The 18,156-nt window shown below is 35.8% G+C and carries 12 protein-coding genes and 1 pseudogene; 8 read left to right on the top strand and 5 right to left on the bottom strand.

Annotated features, from left to right (window positions below; genetic code table 11):
- The first annotated feature begins 166 nt into the window (after positions 1-166).
- From B2C77_RS19505 to B2C77_RS19470, 7 genes are all read left to right on the top strand, one after another.
- Positions 167-712 (top strand): DUF2812 domain-containing protein, encoded by a 546-nt coding sequence (locus B2C77_RS19505; RefSeq protein WP_176087374.1) that lies wholly within the window; start codon positions 167-169, stop codon positions 710-712.
- A 642-nt stretch (positions 713-1,354) separates the two neighbouring features.
- Positions 1,355-3,157, top strand: a complete 1,803-nt coding sequence (glmS, locus tag B2C77_RS19495; RefSeq protein ID WP_077706558.1) for a glutamine--fructose-6-phosphate transaminase (isomerizing) — start codon at positions 1,355-1,357, stop codon at positions 3,155-3,157.
- 152 nt (positions 3,158-3,309) lie between these two features.
- A complete protein-coding gene (locus B2C77_RS19490) occupies positions 3,310-4,149 on the top strand; it encodes a TnsA endonuclease C-terminal domain-containing protein (protein ID WP_077706557.1) in 840 nt (279 codons plus the stop codon).
- Positions 4,146-6,302: a TnsB C-terminal domain-containing protein gene (locus B2C77_RS19485; RefSeq protein WP_077706556.1), complete on the top strand. Its 2,157-nt coding sequence runs from the start codon at positions 4,146-4,148 to the stop codon at positions 6,300-6,302. The genes B2C77_RS19490 and B2C77_RS19485 overlap by 4 nt, the downstream gene beginning before the upstream one ends.
- Positions 6,280-7,965: an ATP-binding protein gene (locus B2C77_RS19480; protein ID WP_077706555.1), complete on the top strand. Its 1,686-nt coding sequence runs from the start codon at positions 6,280-6,282 to the stop codon at positions 7,963-7,965. Before B2C77_RS19485 ends, B2C77_RS19480 begins: the two co-directional genes overlap by 23 nt.
- A 12-nt stretch (positions 7,966-7,977) precedes the next feature.
- A complete protein-coding gene (locus tag B2C77_RS19475; protein ID WP_077706554.1) occupies positions 7,978-9,846 on the top strand; it encodes a TnsD family Tn7-like transposition protein in 1,869 nt (622 codons plus the stop codon).
- Positions 9,827-11,359, top strand: a complete 1,533-nt coding sequence (locus B2C77_RS19470; RefSeq protein WP_077706553.1) for a Tn7-like element transposition protein TnsE — start codon at positions 9,827-9,829, stop codon at positions 11,357-11,359. Before B2C77_RS19475 ends, B2C77_RS19470 begins: the two co-directional genes overlap by 20 nt.
- A 343-nt stretch (positions 11,360-11,702) precedes the next feature.
- On the opposite strand, the gene B2C77_RS19465 is transcribed toward B2C77_RS19470, so the two are convergent.
- From B2C77_RS19465 to B2C77_RS19450, 4 genes are read right to left on the bottom strand one after another with little or no spacing between them, the layout of a single operon-like run.
- On the bottom strand, positions 11,703-12,812 hold the full coding sequence (locus B2C77_RS19465) for an ABC transporter permease (RefSeq protein WP_077706552.1): 1,110 nt from the start codon (positions 12,810-12,812) through the stop codon (positions 11,703-11,705).
- Between the two features lie 27 nt (positions 12,813-12,839).
- Complete coding sequence (locus B2C77_RS19460; RefSeq protein WP_077706551.1) at positions 12,840-13,970, bottom strand: ABC transporter permease; 1,131 nt, start codon at positions 13,968-13,970, stop codon at positions 12,840-12,842.
- Positions 13,971-13,985: 15 nt separating this feature from the next.
- Positions 13,986-14,924, bottom strand: a complete 939-nt coding sequence (locus B2C77_RS19455; protein ID WP_077706550.1) for an ABC transporter ATP-binding protein — start codon at positions 14,922-14,924, stop codon at positions 13,986-13,988.
- 56 nt (positions 14,925-14,980) lie between these two features.
- A complete protein-coding gene (locus B2C77_RS19450) occupies positions 14,981-15,568 on the bottom strand; it encodes a TetR/AcrR family transcriptional regulator (protein ID WP_176087373.1) in 588 nt (195 codons plus the stop codon).
- A gap of 280 nt (positions 15,569-15,848) precedes the next feature.
- On the opposite strand from B2C77_RS19450, the gene B2C77_RS19445 reads away from it, so the two are divergent.
- Positions 15,849-16,403: a recombinase family protein gene (locus tag B2C77_RS19445; protein ID WP_077706548.1), complete on the top strand. Its 555-nt coding sequence runs from the start codon at positions 15,849-15,851 to the stop codon at positions 16,401-16,403.
- A 1,270-nt stretch (positions 16,404-17,673) separates the two neighbouring features.
- On the opposite strand, the pseudogene B2C77_RS19435 reads toward B2C77_RS19445, so the two are convergent.
- A pseudogene (locus tag B2C77_RS19435) lies at positions 17,674-18,075 on the bottom strand (transposase); the annotation flags it as partial.
- Positions 18,076-18,156: the final 81 nt, after the last annotated feature.

The raw sequence follows: 18,156 nt of genomic DNA, 5'->3' as shown, positions 1-18,156 counted from the left end.
AAGAAAATGGTAGATCTAGCATAAGGGTTTAGCACTATTTTTCCTTCTGTTTTTACAATGAAAACCGTGTTTGTGAAGTGAAAGTAACATCATATTTCTAAGATGAAAACATATGATTAAACGAAGGTAGTTAATTGCCGTACAATATGCAAGGAGGTCATGGAGAGTGAAAACAGTGTGGAAGCCATTTTGGAGTTATAATGTAAAAAAGACAGAAAAATGGCTTCAGGCAAAAGCTTTGCAAGGAGAGCAATTGGTGGACATAAAGCCTCTTTACCGTTTGTTTATCTTCGAAGCAGGCAACCAACCTCAGGCGATTCACTATCATATTGCTTATCATAAACAGCAAAACCATAAGCTGCCTCTATTATTACAGCAAAGTGGATGGGGAGAATGTTGTCAACGAGGACGTTGGTATATTTTTACTAATCAACAGAAAACAAAAGACATCCATAATTATCCTGTCCGTCGAGAAATTATTAAGCGCAATCGCAATTTATTCTATTTTTTTGCTGCATTAACCATGTACGTGCTTCTTACCTTGCTACTGTTTGTTATTATGAGTGGAATTATTGTATTTTATCATGGGAACACCCTTACTTTTTCCCCTGTTTTTGTATGGCACACACTCCTTGTAATTAGTATTGGTTTAACTATTATTGGCATATTTTCCACTATACGCCTCTACCAATCCAATAAACATTTTTGGTAAGCCAACATTATATTGCACATTATGATGGATGCAATACTGATAACGATGACAAAATAATGTTTGTCTCGTTTTTTCAATCCACTGCTGGTTTTTCACGTTTGAATATTTTTTTCATAATATATTTATAATCAAATCATTGTTTTATCTATTGTCAGGGATCAGGCTCCTCTATACAGCTTTAATAAAAAAATGATTGACTAAAAATACAAATCAAGGTTAAAATGTGGTGAACCCTTTTTTGTACTATAAAAGTATAAAAGTTTAAAGGTTTATAGTATAAGGAAAGTAGCTTGTAGTATAACAATGGGAGCTTTCGCTTAAAGATTTAGTTTTAAATTGATTCAAATATAGAAAGGAGCATTAAAGTAAAACCGTTTTTCTAAAGCGCCAGGACTATGCAATCGAACGGGAGAAAGCATAGTTGACGAGGTTGGAGGTTATCGAATGTTCGGCGGGTGCCTCCCGATTGTACATCTCAATTGTCACGCTCTTCCTTAAAACAACGAGGCAACTTGTTGGCCAAAGGGAAACGGCAAGATGTTACAAAAACAATCACGAGAAAGGGGCAGTACAACGCCCCTATAAAGTATATTTTATTTGGATCGTTTGTCCTGCCCCTTTTTTACAAGGAGGACTACAACGATGTGTGGAATTGTAGGATATATCGGCCAGGATGATACGAAAGAAGTTTTACTAAATGGTCTTGAAAAGCTTGAATACAGAGGTTATGATTCAGCAGGTATTGCAACTTTAAATGACACAGGTGTTCAAGTTGTGAAAGTAAAAGGTCGAATTGCAAAATTAAGAGAAAGCATAGATAGCTCATTACGTGCAACGATGGGAATCGGTCATACGCGCTGGGCGACTCATGGTGTGCCAAGCGAAGAGAATGCACATCCGCATCAAAGCGTGTCTGGCAGATTTACCCTTGTTCATAATGGCGTTATCGAAAATTACCAAGAATTAAAAGAGAACTATCTTGGGAACGTGCGTTTTGTTAGTGAAACAGATACAGAAGTCATTGTGCAACTGATTGAAAAGCTGTTCGCAGAAACAAACAATACAGCAGCAGCTTTTCGTAAAGCAATGCGTCTATTAAAGGGGTCCTATGCGATCGGTATGATTGATCATGAGAACAAAGATACGCTGTATGTTGCTAAAAATAAGAGTCCTTTGTTAGTTGGATTAGGTAACGGATTTAATGTTGTTGCAAGTGACGCCATGGCAACATTAAAAGCAACGGATCAGTATGTCGAAATTCATGATCAGGAAGTAGTGCTCGTTCATCGTGAATATATTGAAATTCATGATCTTGATGGAAATTCCATTATGCGTGAACCATATACAGCTCAAATCGATGCCAATGATATTGAAAAAGGGACGTACCCTCACTTCATGTTAAAGGAAATCGATGAGCAGCCGTTTGTTATGCGTAAAATTATTCGCGAATATCAAACAGAAAATAATGAACTTAAACTAGATCAGAACATTCGTCAGGCTATGAACAGCTGTGATCGTATTTATATTATTGCAGCAGGAACAAGTTATCATGCTGGGTTAGTTGGAAAGGAATTTATCGAAAAACTTGCCAACGTTCCAGTCGAAGTTCATATTGCCAGTGAATTTTCATATAACATGCCATTATTGTCAGAAAAACCGTTGTTTATTTTTATCTCCCAAAGTGGAGAAACAGCAGACAGTCGTGCTGTATTAGTAAAAATTAAAGAAATGGGACATCCAGCATTAACGATTACGAATGTGCCTGGATCCACCCTTTCTCGTGAAGCAGATTATACGTTAAACTTATATGCAGGTCCAGAAATTGCGGTAGCTTCTACCAAAGCTTATACAGCGCAAATTGCCGTATTGGCTATATTAGCAGTCGACACTGCAAAAACAAAGGGATTACCGTTGGATTTTGATCCAATGCAGGAGCTAGCGATCGTTGCTAATGCAATGGAAGTGCTAACCGATCAAAAAGAAGCGATAGAAGATTTGGCACGGAAGTATTTGCATACAGCTCGCAACGCATTTTTTATCGGTCGAAGCGTAGATTACCACGTGTGCTTAGAAGCAGCTCTTAAGCTAAAAGAAATCTCCTATATCCAGGCTGAAGGCTTTGCTGGTGGAGAATTAAAGCATGGAACGATTGCTTTAATTGAAGAAGGAACTCCAGTTATTGCATTGGCCACTCAGGAAAATGTGAATTACTCCATTCGTGGCAATGTGCAGGAAGTAGTAGCACGTGGAGCGAATGATATGGTTATTAGTATGAAGGGGCTAGAGCGAGATACGGATGCATTTGTCATCCCGCATGTTCATGAATTGCTCACACCACTTGCTAGTGTTGTGCCATTACAACTATTGTCTTACTACGCTGCATTACATCGTGATTGCGATGTTGATAAACCTCGTAACTTGGCAAAAAGTGTGACTGTGGAGTAGGGCGAAGTTGGGATTTGAAGTGATGTGTAGGTTTAAAACAAAGTTGCACTGTTTATAAAAAAGATCCACCGTTTAAAACAAAGTTGCACTGTTTATAAAAAAGTTGCACCGTAACACCCCTTAAGATATTCTTATCTTAAGGGGTGTTTTTAATGGCCAAAAGAAAACGAACATCTAAAATAGAAAAATGGATTCAAGAAGGACGGGGAAGTGGGAGAGGTTCAGAATATATACCTTGGTTAACCATTCAAAATGTCTCTTCTAAAGGACGCTCGACTAGATTAAAAGGCATAAAAACGAATAGACAACATGAATTTTTATCTGATATGGAACGAAATTACTTTTATATGTTGGAATATTCTGATTTAGTTATTGATATAAGGGAGCACTTTCCTTTATTGCCTATAGAGGACACAATTTTAATTGCGAATGAGCTAGGAATTAATCATCCTAAAGATCCTAGCACAGGAGAATACATTGTTATGACTACGAAGTTTCTTGTAACGGTTAGGAAAAATAATAAAGTTTATGATGTCGCAAGAACAATAAAAAGCAAGGATGATTTATTTGATGAACGTATTGTTCAGAGGTTAGAAATTGAACATGAGTACTGGAGACGATCTGAAATAGATTGGGGTATGGTATCGGAAAAGGAAATAGATAAGATTTTTGCTAGGAACATTAGTTATGTTCATACATACAAGGACATCACGCAAATTGATGCATTTCAACAGATACCGGGAAATGTCCTCGAAGATTTAATACTTGAGTTTGCCAATCGTTTAATCAGTCAAACCAGGACGTTGCGTACCATAGCGAACGAGTTTGAAAGTGATATGAGATTGCCGAGTGGAAGTGGTCTGAGTCTTTTTTATTATTTAATTGCGAATAAAATTATTGCTATAGATTTACACAACGAATTGAACGCAGACGAAATTATAGGGATTTCAAATATTCCAAATGACGTGATCGAGAAGGTGAGAATGATATGATCATGATCAATCAGGTATATCAAAATGTTGATGATGAAAACAGGCGCATTAGAATTATCGAGCTAGAAGAGGACCATCTTTATTGGGTCGATATTGATGCTATCTCCTCCATGCCTAAAAAAGAGTTATTGAAAAATATTGAAACGGAAAAAGAACAGCATAGAATGCTCTTAATTAGCGATCCATATGCAAGGGGTGTTATGGAGGAGGATTTAACAGATATACAAATAAAAAAAAGAAATAAAGATTGGGAAATAATCGAATCACATTTCTTCCCCAATAAAGAAGGGCTACTAAAAAAACAAGGTCGCGAAAGAATTATTAAAAAAATTGCATCTGAATGTGGAATAAGTCAATACAAGGTCAAACAAGTATTGAGCCGTTTTTGGCAACGGGGAATGCATAAGAATGCCTTGATTCCGGACTATGATAAGTCGGGAGGAAAAGGAAAAGAAAAAAGACTAACTGATGCAAAAGTAGGTAGACCAAGAAATGTTACTTTTCAAGGGGACTCCCAAGTAGGGGTTAATATAACGAAGGACATTAGGAGTCAATTTGAATTTGTCATCAATAAATACTATAGAACTTCGAAACAGTATTCTCTTAGAGAAGTCTATAATGCTCTTTTGAAAAAGTTTTATTCCGATAAATACAAAGAAGATGGGGTTCTTAAATATAAATTATGGGACCAAACTAGGGTTCCTACGTATCACCAATTTTATTATTGGTTTAAAAAGGTTGAAGATCCAAAGAAAGATATTCAGTTTAGAAAAGGAACAAAAGAATTTGAACTTAAAAATCGCCCGATTTTAAGTAATTCCAAACAAGAGACCAATGGACCAGGAACAAGATTTCAAGTTGATGCAACAATTGCAGATGTTTATGTAGTTAGCTCTTTTGATCGTAACCGTGTAATAGGAAGACCAGTCATATATGCCGTTATTGATGTGTATTCCCGGTTAATCACAGGGGTGTATGTTGGTTTGGAAGGTCCATCATGGATAGGAGCCATGATGGCACTCGATAACATGGTTAGTAATAAAGTTGACTTTTGTAAACAATACGATATTACCATTACAGAGAATCAATGGCCTGCTTATCATGTGCCAGAAATTATTATTGCCGATAGAGGTGAGTTTGAAGGTTATTCGGTTGGGAATCTTATCAATAATATAAACATCAAAATTGAAAATACTTCTGCTTATCGCGGCGATTTAAAAGGGATTGTTGAGCGTAAGTTTCGCACGATAAATGGGAAGATCAAACAAAAGACACCTGGAGCAATCCAAAAGGAATTTCGTGAGCGGGGAGATATAGACTACCGATTACATGCCACATTGAATTTAAAAGAGTTCACCCATATTTTTATTCAGATGGTGCTTCATCATAATTTTAAAATAGTTGATAAATATCCTATGGAAAAAGAAATGATAGCTGCAAATTTAACTCCTTCACCAATTAATTTGTGGAACTGGGGGATAGCTAATAAAAAGGGAAGATTAAGAACAGTCGATAAAGGGGTCTTTCGTCTGAATGTATTACCGCAAGGGAAAGCGACGGTTTCAAGAGCAGGTATTAAATTTAAGAACCTACTCTATGGTTCAAAAAAGGCATTAGAAGAGCAATGGTATTTAAAGCTTAGAAATCAAAGCATTAATATTGTCTATGATCCAAGAAACATGAATAGGATTTACATTCCACATGATGACGGAAAAGGATTTGATAGTTGTACTTTATTAGAGCCTAGTCAGCAACATAAAGATGATTTCTTAGAAGAAATCATTTTTCAACAGCAGTTGTTTAAAGAACTAACAGATATGGAAAAAAACTCTCAAAGTCAACTTGCTATTAACTTGGATGAAGTGATTAACAGCGTAATTAAAAAGGCAAAAAGTGAAAAAGATAAAGTGAAGTACAATGGGCAAAGTAATGCACAAAAGTTGAAGGGTATTCAGAATAATAAGGCCTTTGAAAAGGAAATCAATAGAGAATCAGAACAATTTGATTTAGCAGAAGAGGACAATACAAAGCCTGCTGATGTGATTAATGTTCATGAACATTTACACGAAAAAAACGCACAATCAAACTCCTATGAATCTCGCATACTTGAAAAACTAAGGAAGAAAAGAGATGAAGATTTTGAGAGAGAATGAGAACATTGTCGTCTTGAAGGGTGAGGTAGAAAAGGCAAACTATAAAGATCAAGAGCTTGAAGAATATGCAAATAACCCATTTATTGAAGCATTACCATCCATTTTTAATGAAGAAGTTGTGATTGATCGATTTATGGTGAAACCAAGAATTACAAAGGCTGATAGAAAGTTTTCTCCAAACATTCGGTATCACACAATTAAGAGAGTGAAAAATTTTGTGCAGCCCTTACCTGTTCATTTTTTAGTAGAGAGAAGATTGTCTGCATTAATTAGAAGAGGATATTTAGCTCGAAATCCCTTAAGTAAATCATACTTTGAAAGACTACGAGTATTGAATGAAGTTCGTTCTGAAGAAGAACCATCTATCAAACTAATGGATGATCGGTTGAATCATATTCGCTCAACGGCAGATAGCCTTTCAATCATTGGTATCTCAGGTATTGGAAAAACAACAGCGATCGAACGGTTGTTGCTGATGTATCCGCAAATTATCAAACATGACGAATATGGCGGTACTCCATTTAACCGAACCCAGATTGTTTGGCTGAAAATTGACTGTCCGTATGATGGGAGTCTATCAACTTTATGTAAGAGCTTTTTTAAATCTATTGATGATTTATTGGGGACTCGTTATTTGGAGAAGTTCGGCTATTTAAACCGAGTAACATCAACGATGCTTTTGCATATGACTTCACTGGCGAGCATGTATGGCATTGGCGTTTTGGTCATTGATGAAATCCAACATTTACTACACGCAAAGAATGATCAGGAAGAGATGTTAAACTTTTTTGTCACGTTGTCTAATACGGTCGGGATTCCAACCGTTTTGATTGGTACTTCGAAAGCACAAAAGTTATTTAGTGGAAACTTTAGACAGGCCAGAAGGGCTGCCAGTGAGGGTTCAATCATATGGGACCGGATGGATAAGGATAGTGGAGAATGGGACTTTTTCGCCGAAACATTATGGGGCTTTCAATGTTTGAAACATGAAGTAACCTTAACTGAGGAAATGAAAAATGTATTCTATGAAGAATGTCAGGGCATTACGGCGGTTGCTGTTAATTTATTTATCCTTGCTCAGGAGAGGGCGTTATTTGAAGATGAGGAGAAGTTAACAGCAAACACAATTAAACGTACTGCGAAACAGGACCTCCAAATGATTCAACCGATGTTAAAAGCAGTTAGGAATCAAAACATTCATGAAATGATGAGGTATGAGGATATCATGATTAATTTAGATGATGTTCTTCTGAATCAAAAAAGAGACTTTGACTTGAATGGACGCATTCAAAGCATGTTTAAAGAACGGGAGAAAACACTAGCATTCAAAAGAGAAGACACTATTGAAAGTTTAACGGTAGAAGTAGCATCTTTTGGGGTTTTTGATGCTATTAAACAGTCCGATTTGAAAAAAATTGTCACAGCAATCGTTCAGAAAAATGTAATTGATGAGGATTACAATGTACTAAAGGTAGAAGTAATGAAGAAAGCAATGGAATTGAATGAAAAGAAGAAAGATCAAAAGGTAAAATCAAAAAGCTCAAATTCTATAGTTACTCCATTACTTTTATTGAGAGAAAAAGCATTGGCTGCTAAACAGCATCCATATGAATTGCTCAAAGAAAATGGATATATAAAAAATCCAATGGAAGAATTTTATTAGGAGCTGATTTCTGTGCTGCCGTTTTTTACGGATCCTTATAAAAACGAACTCATGTATTCTGCGATTGCAAGATATCACTTTTATAGTGGGAATATTGATTACAAAGATACATTGGAAGAAGTATTTCAAAGCCGTTCTGTGATACCGAGTGTAGAGATTGGTAGTCATTTTTATGCTTTGGCCAAGCAAATTGGCAATCATTATTCAGTAGAGAATCTGTTAGCGAAACATACCATTTATCCATTCTATGCTCCTTTTCTTTCTAAGCAGCGACAGCATGAGATCATGAACGACGTTCAAGGTGATGGCAAAGGTCTTTATACAAGGTTAGGTATGGTTGCAGGAGGTATTTGTAAGAAGGATAGATTATACTATTGCTCGCAATGTGCTCAGACTGATATTGATAAATACGGTGAACCATACATACACCGGGAACACCAATTGCAAGGTATCGATTTGTGCGCACATCATTCGGGGCAATTAAAAAAATATCCAGTTGATTTTAAAACACAAAGTCGAATTGAATTTATTCGTTTTGAGGCAAAAAGAATGGATTTTTCTCAGTTACAGAAAATGGAGTACCCTGTTTATTTAGAAATTCAAGTAAAGCTAGCAAGAATGGCATATCAACTATTGGATGTTGGTATAGAAGCATTCTCGCGTGAGGAGATCTTTAAAAAGTATCGATTGCTATTGAGGGAAAAGAATTTAATCACTATATCAAATCAAATAAGGCAAAAAGAGTTATTTAATACATTCCAGGCAAAGTTTCCAAAAGGGTTCTTGGAAAAATACGATTCGGAGTTAATCGAGGAAGATGAATACAATTGGTTAAAGATATTAACCCGAAACGAAAAGCGTCATGTGCATCCTTTGCGCCATCTATTCTTTCTGTACTATTTAGATAAGGATGTAGAGGAGCTTTTGCATGTTGGAGAGGATGTAGGTCCCTTTGGTAAAGGTCCGTGGCCATGCTTGAATAAAGCTGCTGATCATTATAGGCAACTTCTAATTCATCATGTAACGATTACAAGGGATTTTAAATCAACTGCCCCGATTGCTACGTTTGAATGTTCTTGTGGCTTTATTTATGCCAGAAAAGGCCCTGATAAATCCAATGAAGATAAATATCACATTGGTCGTGTAAAAGCGTTTGGCGACACGTGGGAAACAAAATTACAATCTTTAGCAAACAATGGGAATCTAAGCATAAGAGCGATAGCACAAACGCTTGGAGTTGATTCTAAGACAGTGAAAAAGTATTTGTTCATCGATAGGCAAAATGAAAAAAGTGAAAGTAAAGTGAGCTCCCCAATGTTACAGCAGTACAGGCAACAATTGCTTGAAGGAATACAGCAATATCCTAATGATTCAAGAACACAAATTAGGGAGCGTTTTCAAAGAGAATATACCTTCTTGTATCGCCATGACAAAGAATGGTTGTTTAAATATTTGCCCATCACTCACACGAAGAAAAAAACGAAAGTAACTGTTGATTGGGAAGCTCGTGATCATGAATATTGTTTGAAAGTCAAAAGGCTTTACAAAGAACTTATGATATTGGATAAGCCTGTTCGAATCACCACTTCGATTGTTGGAACACGACTTGGAATATTATCGAACTTGGAAAAACACCTTGATAAGCTACCAGAAACTAGACAGTTTCTAAATAAAGTCATAGAAACGACGAAGCAATTCCAAATCAGACGTTGTTGTAAAATTATTGATCAAATGTTAGAGAAGAAAGAACCTATAAGGTTATGGAAAGTGCAACGCAAGAGTGCTGTTAAATCACATCATTTCCATGAAATCAAACCAGATTTAGAAAGGTATATACATAAGAAACGGGAAGTGGATAAATATGAGCACACAACAGGTTAAAATTAAATGGCCATTTAATAAAGAAGAAAATGTAAGGCTAATTTGGATTGGCGATCCCTTTCGTTACGACAACAAAATAATGCTTTATGCATACTTTCGTTCAAGCGCAGTCACGCAGAAAATACTATTAGACTGGGGAACGTTGCCTTGTTTGGCAATCCAGCATTCTTATGGTGATGGAATAATTACCTCAAGTCAACCACCACTAGGGATAACGGAGTTAGATATTACAATTTATCCGGATGGAGTAAAGTATTACGAGAGACCTTGGAAAATCCAAGGAAGCGATGATCCTGCAACATCACGCAGTTTCACATTCTCCTTTGACGGCAAGAATGTTATTCTGCCAGCCATTGAAGTGCTGCGAAGTATATTAGCGCCAAATGGTTTTCTTTTATATCGCTTGTTTGAGTCGAATTCATTTCCTCAGTTTTTCACGGAAACATACGAATCAAATAAAATTCATCTTAGTTTTTCATCGCTATATGATTTGAAATACACCCAAAAAGCGTTTATTTATCAATTGGTGTGGTTATTAACGAATCGTGATTTACGACAAGTCTATGAAAATATTGCTTTTACATGGCTGGAGGAACAAACATTGGGATTTAAGTGGACCTTTACACAACCAATCACTATAACTGCCCGTGTAAAAGAAAATAAGGGTACCTTAACGGTATTACAAATCGTTAATGTGAAAAACAAGTATATACCTTATGAAAATATCTCCATTTCACATCCAGAAATACAAGATAAAGAGAAGTCGGAGGAAGCAAAGAAGTATACATACCGTTCTTTAAATAAAAAGGATGGCGAGGAAGGTTTCACATTAGATGAGCAAGTAAATGGATCAACGGAGGATTTTGATTTTGTACAGATGAATCAGTTAAAACATGAATATACCTCATTTCCAAAAGTGAAACGGATTAAACGCGGCTCTACAAAGCAACGTTTGGATGAAGATGAAAATACAAAGAAGTACTATGTTGAAAATGATTCTATTCGATCTACAGCAGATAGTGGTGGGCAAGAACTGGTAAGGGGTTTGGAACATCAAATGCTGCATGAAATACAGGCTCAAGGAGAGTTGCTAGACTTTATTAATATCCTGAAAGTATTGGAGCAATATCCGGAAATAAAAGCAATACGAGCATTTACTGATGTGCTGCCAGAGGGATTGGGAGAACGAAAGTTTACAAAGCTTAGCGACGGCGTTAAAAAAAGAAGATATGCAATTGCTGAGGTATTAATGGTAAAGGGAAAATTGTTTAATATTATAGAAGTTGAGCGAGAAAAACGTTCTTTATCAATGTTGATTTTGTCGTCAGCTGTAATCCAAGGGTGGAAATCTATATATGATCGATTATTTGTGAATCTTGTGAACGATAGTGGTGTGTGGACAAGCAAATCGTTGGAAGGTATTTCAAGTCAAGGTGTAGATGTAATGAAAGCAAGACATAGTTCTAAAGGGATTCACCATAGAGCTAAGATTCTTTTTAATAAACTGCTATAAATGGAATTATCTTTGAACACTTCAACTCTTCTTATCATGATTAACTCGAAAGATATGTTTATCCCTACTACATTCATCATGAATGTAGTTATTTTTTAACAAATAAGTATAAGTATATCCGAAAGGAAATACTTGTGGTGTAAAAGATCAATCGTAGTCTTTTATTTCACACATAAAAAATTGTCGGCATAATACAGATAGCCAAGTATAGATTTTCGATAAAGTGAAAGAATCCCGTGCGGTATTAATGATAATTTATTAATAGTCTAATAATTAAAAGCCATCTTATGCTAGAAGATGGCTTTTAAATAATCTATACTTGTGCTATAAATTTTCTCTTCTACTACTGTCCTCCGCTGATATTCCCCTTTAGCTCGCGTCTATATATGAGTGGTACCAGTAATATGCCCAAGATACCTGCAAGTACTAACAGCAAGTATTGCATTGAACTTAAATGACTGCTAAATCCATGAAGAAGTGGATTTAGCCACTCAAATATATAAGAAAACGGCCAGAAGGTGGAAAATCCACGTGCTATTGGAGGAAGCATAGATACACCTGCGAACCCACCTGTTGCAAAAAACGTCCCAATAAATGTAATGATGATAATAGGCTGGATAATATGGAATCGTTTTAAGAAATGTGCCACAACCATGCCCGCTGTAGCGCACATGAACATAAATGGGATCATGATCAAATAAATTTGTGTCAGATGATGCAAATCCAACTGAAAGGCAAAGACACCTAATAATAAAGTTGGTATTGAAGTTAGTATAGCAACCGTCACTGACGCAAGCATAATACCATATCCAGTTGAATGAACATTCACAGGTGTTAATAAAATCTCCTTACGCGTTCGATTTTCCCGATCAAAACTAAAGAGATTAGCAGCAACAATCGTGGCACTCAACATGAGTGATAACAAAAAGGCACTACCTGCAAAAAAGGCAGAACGTGGTACAGCATAAGGTTTCTCGGTCTGCAGGTTTGTTTCTATTTTTAAATCACCACGATTATCCATTTCCTTTAATAATCCATGTTCTAACCTAAGTTTAACGTTTTTCATCATATCTGTATTAATATTATAGGTTTCCGTATAAACTTTGTTCGTCTTCTCAAAATCCTCAGGGATAGTGATAGCCATGTGAAGCCTTCCGCCCTTCACAGCATTATGTGCTTTATCGGGATCTGTTTCTATAACGTCAAAGTAAGGTTCTATTTCCGAATGGATACCCTCAAGACTATTTATAAGCTCATGTGAAGTATCGGTATCAGATTCATCAATTAAACCAATCGCCCAACTATCACTGCCCCCCATGATGGTGGATACTAAAATTAACACAACAATGGGTAATATAAATGGTGTCACAAGTAATTGTTTCTGTCGTATTAATAATTTTAAATTCCGCTTAAATACAGCAATAACAGCATAAAGCCACACTTTCATTCCCATTCTTATCCCTCCTTCTGCCTTTTGATTTTATTGTCCACCAGAAATACGCAAACCTTTACGCAACATAAAAACAGATGCTATTCCAAACGCCAGAATTAGACCTATTGTTAGGAGTAAACTTATGATATTAAACGAACTACCTCCAGTAATAATTATCAATCGAAGTTGGTTAGTGATATCTGTAACTGGAATATAAGTTGCGACCTTCCATAAAGGTTCAACGAAACCTCCGTAAGCAAATCCACGAATAGATGATTCATTACCAGAAATCAAGTATACCGATATGCCAATAAGTGCAGACAATGTGATAATCGGTAATGTTTTCTTAATCGTTGATGCTGCTAAGGCTCCAATAGATGCACCAAGCAAAAATAAAATAAATAACCAAAAGACAAACGTTATATTGATACGTGTTAGTGGAAAATCAAGCATAAATATCAAAACAACTAAAACTAATAGTGTTGATATCAATGTTTGAATGAACGATGTCGTCCATTTGCCTAAAATTAATGATGAAAAGTTCGATGGTGTCAAAATCAGTTCCTTGGCCGTCCGATCTTCCCATTCTCTAGTCAGCAGCATTCCAGTATTGACCATAGAGGCATACAAAACAGCGAATACTAATAAACCAACACCGGTATACCATTTAAAAGAGACGTCCTGGTCGAACTTTGAATAACTGTTAACTACATCAATACTTTGGTCTGGAGCAAGATCCTCCTGAAAAAGATACACCGCATGTGATAGACGAAGTTCTAAGTTTTTGGTTGTATCGGCATTCATGTTTCGAACACGCAAATTGACTTCCGGCGTCTTCCCTTTATCTAAGCTCTCATCAAATGACTCCGGAATTTCTATTACCCCAGCAACGTCCCCACCATTATACTTTTCATGAGCCTTCTCGGGATCTGTCGTAAGTACTTCAAAATAAGGGCCATCAACCGACTTCATTTCCTTCATCCTATCAACGAGTTGATCACTGTATTGCCCATCGGAATTGTTTGCAATAGCAATTGGATTTGTAAAGGAAACTTGTGCTACAAGCGAATACAAAAAAATGAACACAACCGGAACAATAATGCTTAATACAAGCATAACTGGATTACGAATAGAGATTTTCAAGTCCTTTGCAACAATTGATCGGATAGCTGTCAACATATTAATCACCTCCCCTTAATTTCTTAACTGTCTTCCAGTAAAGTGTAAAAATACGTCATTCAAAGTTGGCTCCCGCATTTCAAAACTTCCCATAACATCAGAAAGTGGTTCGACCCGTTTCATAATGTCAAAATGAGAGTCTTTGTCAGGTATCGTAACTTGAACAGTCATTTGATCTACTTTCGTTTCATAATAAGCATGCAAATACTCATAGGCTGTTTGCGCAGATTGCCCTGAGTCAAATCGAAATACCAACAGATTCTGGTGAATTTTTTCCTTTAATGATTGCGGTGTTCCATGCACAACTTCTTCTCCGTGATCGATAATCATAATTTCATCAGCCAGATACTCCGCCTCTTCCATGTTATTTGTTGTCAAGAGCACCGTTTTTCCCTCAGAAACGAATTCTCGTATATGATTCCAGATTGAATTTCTAGATTGCACATCAACCCCCAATGTTGGCTCGTCAAGAAGTATAATTTCAGGCTCCGTTATTAAAGCTCGTGCAAGGGATAAACGTCGTTGCATTCCACCCGAGTACGTTCCAACCCGGTCATATTGCCTTTTTGTCAACCCTACAAGATCTAATACTTCATCTGAATACTTATGCCACTTGCTTTTTTCCAGCCCATAGTATTGTGCATGGAATAGCAAATTTTCTCTAGCAGAAAGGTCATTATAAAGAGCTGTTTCTTGCGGTACAACCGAAATCAAACGTCTAACCTTTTTCATATCTTTTATCGGGTCAAGTCCAAGGACCTTAACATTTCCTGCAGTTGGCCGATTAAGTCCATTAATTAAATTTATCGTTGTTGTTTTGCCAGAACCATTTGGTCCTAACAAACAAAACACTTTTCCTTTGTTGATATTAAGGTTTAAATCCTTTAACGCATAAAATGTCCCTCCTTTGTTTTTATAGGCCTGTTCAAGTTCTTTCGTCTCAATAGCAACCATGCATAATACCTCCCATTTATTAAGTGCTTACTAAGTTTTATAGCGAAGAAAAAGTATCAATTTGTTTTGATACCTTCACATAACGCCTGAACCACCGTTTCTAAATATAACTTATGCTCTTTTTCTGTACGTGATTTTCCATAAGTCATGAAGTAAAGGAATAACGATCCTATAAAATGTCTGGCAAGCGACAGTTGGTCAATATCCTTAATTTCCCCGTTCTTCGCTCTTTTATCCAAAAAACCACCAAGTGCTGTAACGCCCCCACTAATCAGATTTTCCAGTTTTTCTGCCATCATTTCATTTCTTTGTGACTCACCAAAAACCAACTTAATTAACGAGGATTTATTAACCATCAATTCTAATAATCTTTTACCCAATTTATAAAGTTTCTGGTCAACTGGAAGTTCATCGTGAGATTGAAGTATCTGTCGTACCTCTTCTAAGAAATTATGTTCCGCCAAGACTGCATGTAAAAGTTCTTCTTTTGATGAGAAGTAATGATAGATGAGACCATCGGTTACACCGGCTTCTTTGGCTATATCTTTAACCGTCGTACCAGTATAGCCTTTTGAAGAAAATAACTCCAACGCTGTATCAATTAATTTTCCCCTACTTTGTGCTGATCGCTCTGATTGTTTCATCTTATTCCTCATTTCAATTTTATAACTTTACTAAGTGCTTACTTAATATTATTTTATTAAGTATTTATTGTCAAGTTTATTCTGTCAAACCATGTTCAAACTATATCAAAAACGAACGTTTTTGATACTGCCATTACTTGAAAATAACTTCAAAGTATTTTAGCGACATAACAGCGCCCCTCTAGTTTCAAAAGCCGTATCAAAAACAAAGTGTCAATATGTACATCGTTTAATGATTTTGATAATATAAGAGTAAGAGTTTTCAAGGGAGTTATAAAATATGTTATTTGGATATGCAAGAGTGAGTACTAAAGACCAAAATTTATATATGCAATTTGATGCATTGCAACAATATGGTGTTGAAAAAAAGAATATCTACTCTGAGAAAATCACAGGAACAAAAAAGGACAGACCAGCCTTTACAGAAATGCTGACTTATTTACGTGAGGATGATACAGTAGTTGTTTATAAACTTGACCGAATAGGTCGGAGTACAAAACATCTGGTGGATCTCATTAATGATTTTCAGGAAAAAGGAATTAATTTCGTTTCAATTAATGAAAACATTGATACCACCACGGCTATGGGAAAACTTGTTTTTACAATCTTTAGTGGGTTGGCACAGTTTGAACGTGATATTATTTCGGAACGAACAAAATCTGGACTGGATGCTGCAAGATCTAGAGGAAGAAAAGGAGGGAGACCAAAAAAAGATCAATCCAAATTGGGTATAGCATTTCGGATGTATGATAGTAAAGAATATAATATCCAGGAAATATTGGATGCAGTTGGTATTAGTAGGGCTACTTTTTATCGATACCTTTCTAAAAGGTGAGTTTTTGATTTACAGCCAAAAAAAGATACCATCCGTGACGTAGTCTTTAACACTGGATGGTAGACTGTTTACCACTTAATTCCTTTTGGATAATTAAAGCTAAAAAATGCTGATTTTGGAATCAAAAATGGTATACTTGTTGTACAAATTTGCTTGATTTTACATTTGACTAACTTCCTCAAGTGGGCAGTGTAACTGCTAAACTATAATTAACAGTTTCCACCAGATAAGAATGAACAAATATAACCAGACCTTTTAGAAAAGGAGTATAAGAATGAAAATAGATTTACATTTACATACAAAGAAATGTAAGCAAGGTGACGGACCTAAAAGGACTATTGGGACAAATGATTTTATAAAAAAGATGAGAGAAAATGATGTAGGGATATGTGCGATTACAAATCATAATCATTTTGATATGAAAGCTTATGAAGAAATTATCAATGAAGACCCATACTTAGTAGTATTCCCTGGCATTGAATTGGATGTAAAGTACAGGGATGAACAGTACCATATAATTGCAATTTGTGAACCCCAAAAAAGAAAAAAGTTCCTAGAAATATTTGATAATGAGCCTGACAGAGATTATGACACTTATTATCTTGAATATAATGATTTTATACATAGTGTTCAAAACTTCAACCCTGAAGATATAATAGTTATACCTCATTTTCTTGATAAAGATAAAAAACGCTCACTAAATGTGGAAGCAAAAAACAAACTATCAAGTGATCTTGAGGATTATTTAATTATTTTAGAAGCAGGGAAATTGCAAACAATGGGTGTAATAAATGCACACAATGAATTATCACTAATCGGTAGTGATGTAAAAGATTGGAGTGAATATAGCGAATCAGAGATACCCGACATTAAATTCAGAATAAGCTCATTTAAGATGTTTTATGAATTAGCTAGCAACACAAATGTTTTTATAAATACCTATTTGCAGGACACGTTTACGCATTCAATACCTGTTAAGGTGGATGAGGAAAAACTTAATAATGATATAAAGATTTATGAAGATATAAACGTTATCTTTGGAGAAAAAGGATCTGGGAAAACAATATTATTAAAAAAATATATATACCCATATTTAAAGAATAAAGGCTTGAGTACTTTTTTACACGAAGGCAAGGAATACAATGATCAGTATGGTGAGATTATAGACAACTATAAAAAATCCGTCATAATAAGCGAAAGAATTTTAAAGGCTATAGAGAATAACTTTGAATTTATAATAAATTATAATGAGGCTGTCCAACCGGACTTNTACGGTCTGTTTGGTGTAATGATGTCCGTACATTCGTTCGATTAGATGTGCGATTTCATCTGTTGTGATTCCCTTTTCATAAAGGTGAATAACAAACTGTTCCAGCGTGTCATTAGAACGCTTATATGGAGCCACTGTTTGTTGTTGAAATTCTCCGTTCCTATCCCTTGGTATACGAAGTTGTAGCTCACCGTACTCCGTCTTAAAAGTACGGTCATAAAACCCATTACGAGAGTTACCTGAATGAACTCCCTTGCGTTCATACGGTTCGTAATCCAGAAATACAGTTAATTCATGCTTTAGTAATTGGTTAATAGCTTCTTCTAGATGACGGCGAAAAACTTCTTCAATATCTTGTTTTTTTGCTAGTGCTTCAATTAAATCTGTAGTAAGATGGTTCATAGGGAAGACCTCTTTTCTGTGAATTTTGTGTGCTAACTTTATTCTACAAAAAGGGTCTTCCTTTTTCTATGAACTTGTTTA

The organism is Virgibacillus dokdonensis (assembly GCF_900166595.1).
Lineage (GTDB): Bacteria > Bacillota > Bacilli > Bacillales > Amphibacillaceae > Virgibacillus > Virgibacillus dokdonensis.
This window is presented reverse-complemented; position numbering and strand designations above follow the sequence as displayed.

What these genes read in the sequence shown, in the direction of transcription:
- glmS (WP_077706558.1), top strand. Translation starts at nt 1,355, where the DNA reads ATGTGTGGAATTGTAGGATATATCGGCCAGGATGATACGAAAGAAGTT.
- B2C77_RS19490 (WP_077706557.1), top strand. Translation starts at nt 3,310, where the DNA reads ATGGCCAAAAGAAAACGAACATCTAAAATAGAAAAATGGATTCAAGAA.
- B2C77_RS19485 (WP_077706556.1), top strand. Translation starts at nt 4,146, where the DNA reads ATGATCATGATCAATCAGGTATATCAAAATGTTGATGATGAAAACAGG.
- B2C77_RS19480 (WP_077706555.1), top strand. Translation starts at nt 6,280, where the DNA reads ATGAAGATTTTGAGAGAGAATGAGAACATTGTCGTCTTGAAGGGTGAG.
- B2C77_RS19470 (WP_077706553.1), top strand. Translation starts at nt 9,827, where the DNA reads ATGAGCACACAACAGGTTAAAATTAAATGGCCATTTAATAAAGAAGAA.
- B2C77_RS19465 (WP_077706552.1), bottom strand. Translation starts at nt 12,812, where the DNA reads ATGGGAATGAAAGTGTGGCTTTATGCTGTTATTGCTGTATTTAAGCGG.
- B2C77_RS19460 (WP_077706551.1), bottom strand. Translation starts at nt 13,970, where the DNA reads ATGTTGACAGCTATCCGATCAATTGTTGCAAAGGACTTGAAAATCTCT.
- B2C77_RS19455 (WP_077706550.1), bottom strand. Translation starts at nt 14,924, where the DNA reads ATGGTTGCTATTGAGACGAAAGAACTTGAACAGGCCTATAAAAACAAA.
- B2C77_RS19450 (WP_176087373.1), bottom strand. Translation starts at nt 15,568, where the DNA reads ATGAAACAATCAGAGCGATCAGCACAAAGTAGGGGAAAATTAATTGAT.
- B2C77_RS19445 (WP_077706548.1), top strand. Translation starts at nt 15,849, where the DNA reads ATGTTATTTGGATATGCAAGAGTGAGTACTAAAGACCAAAATTTATAT.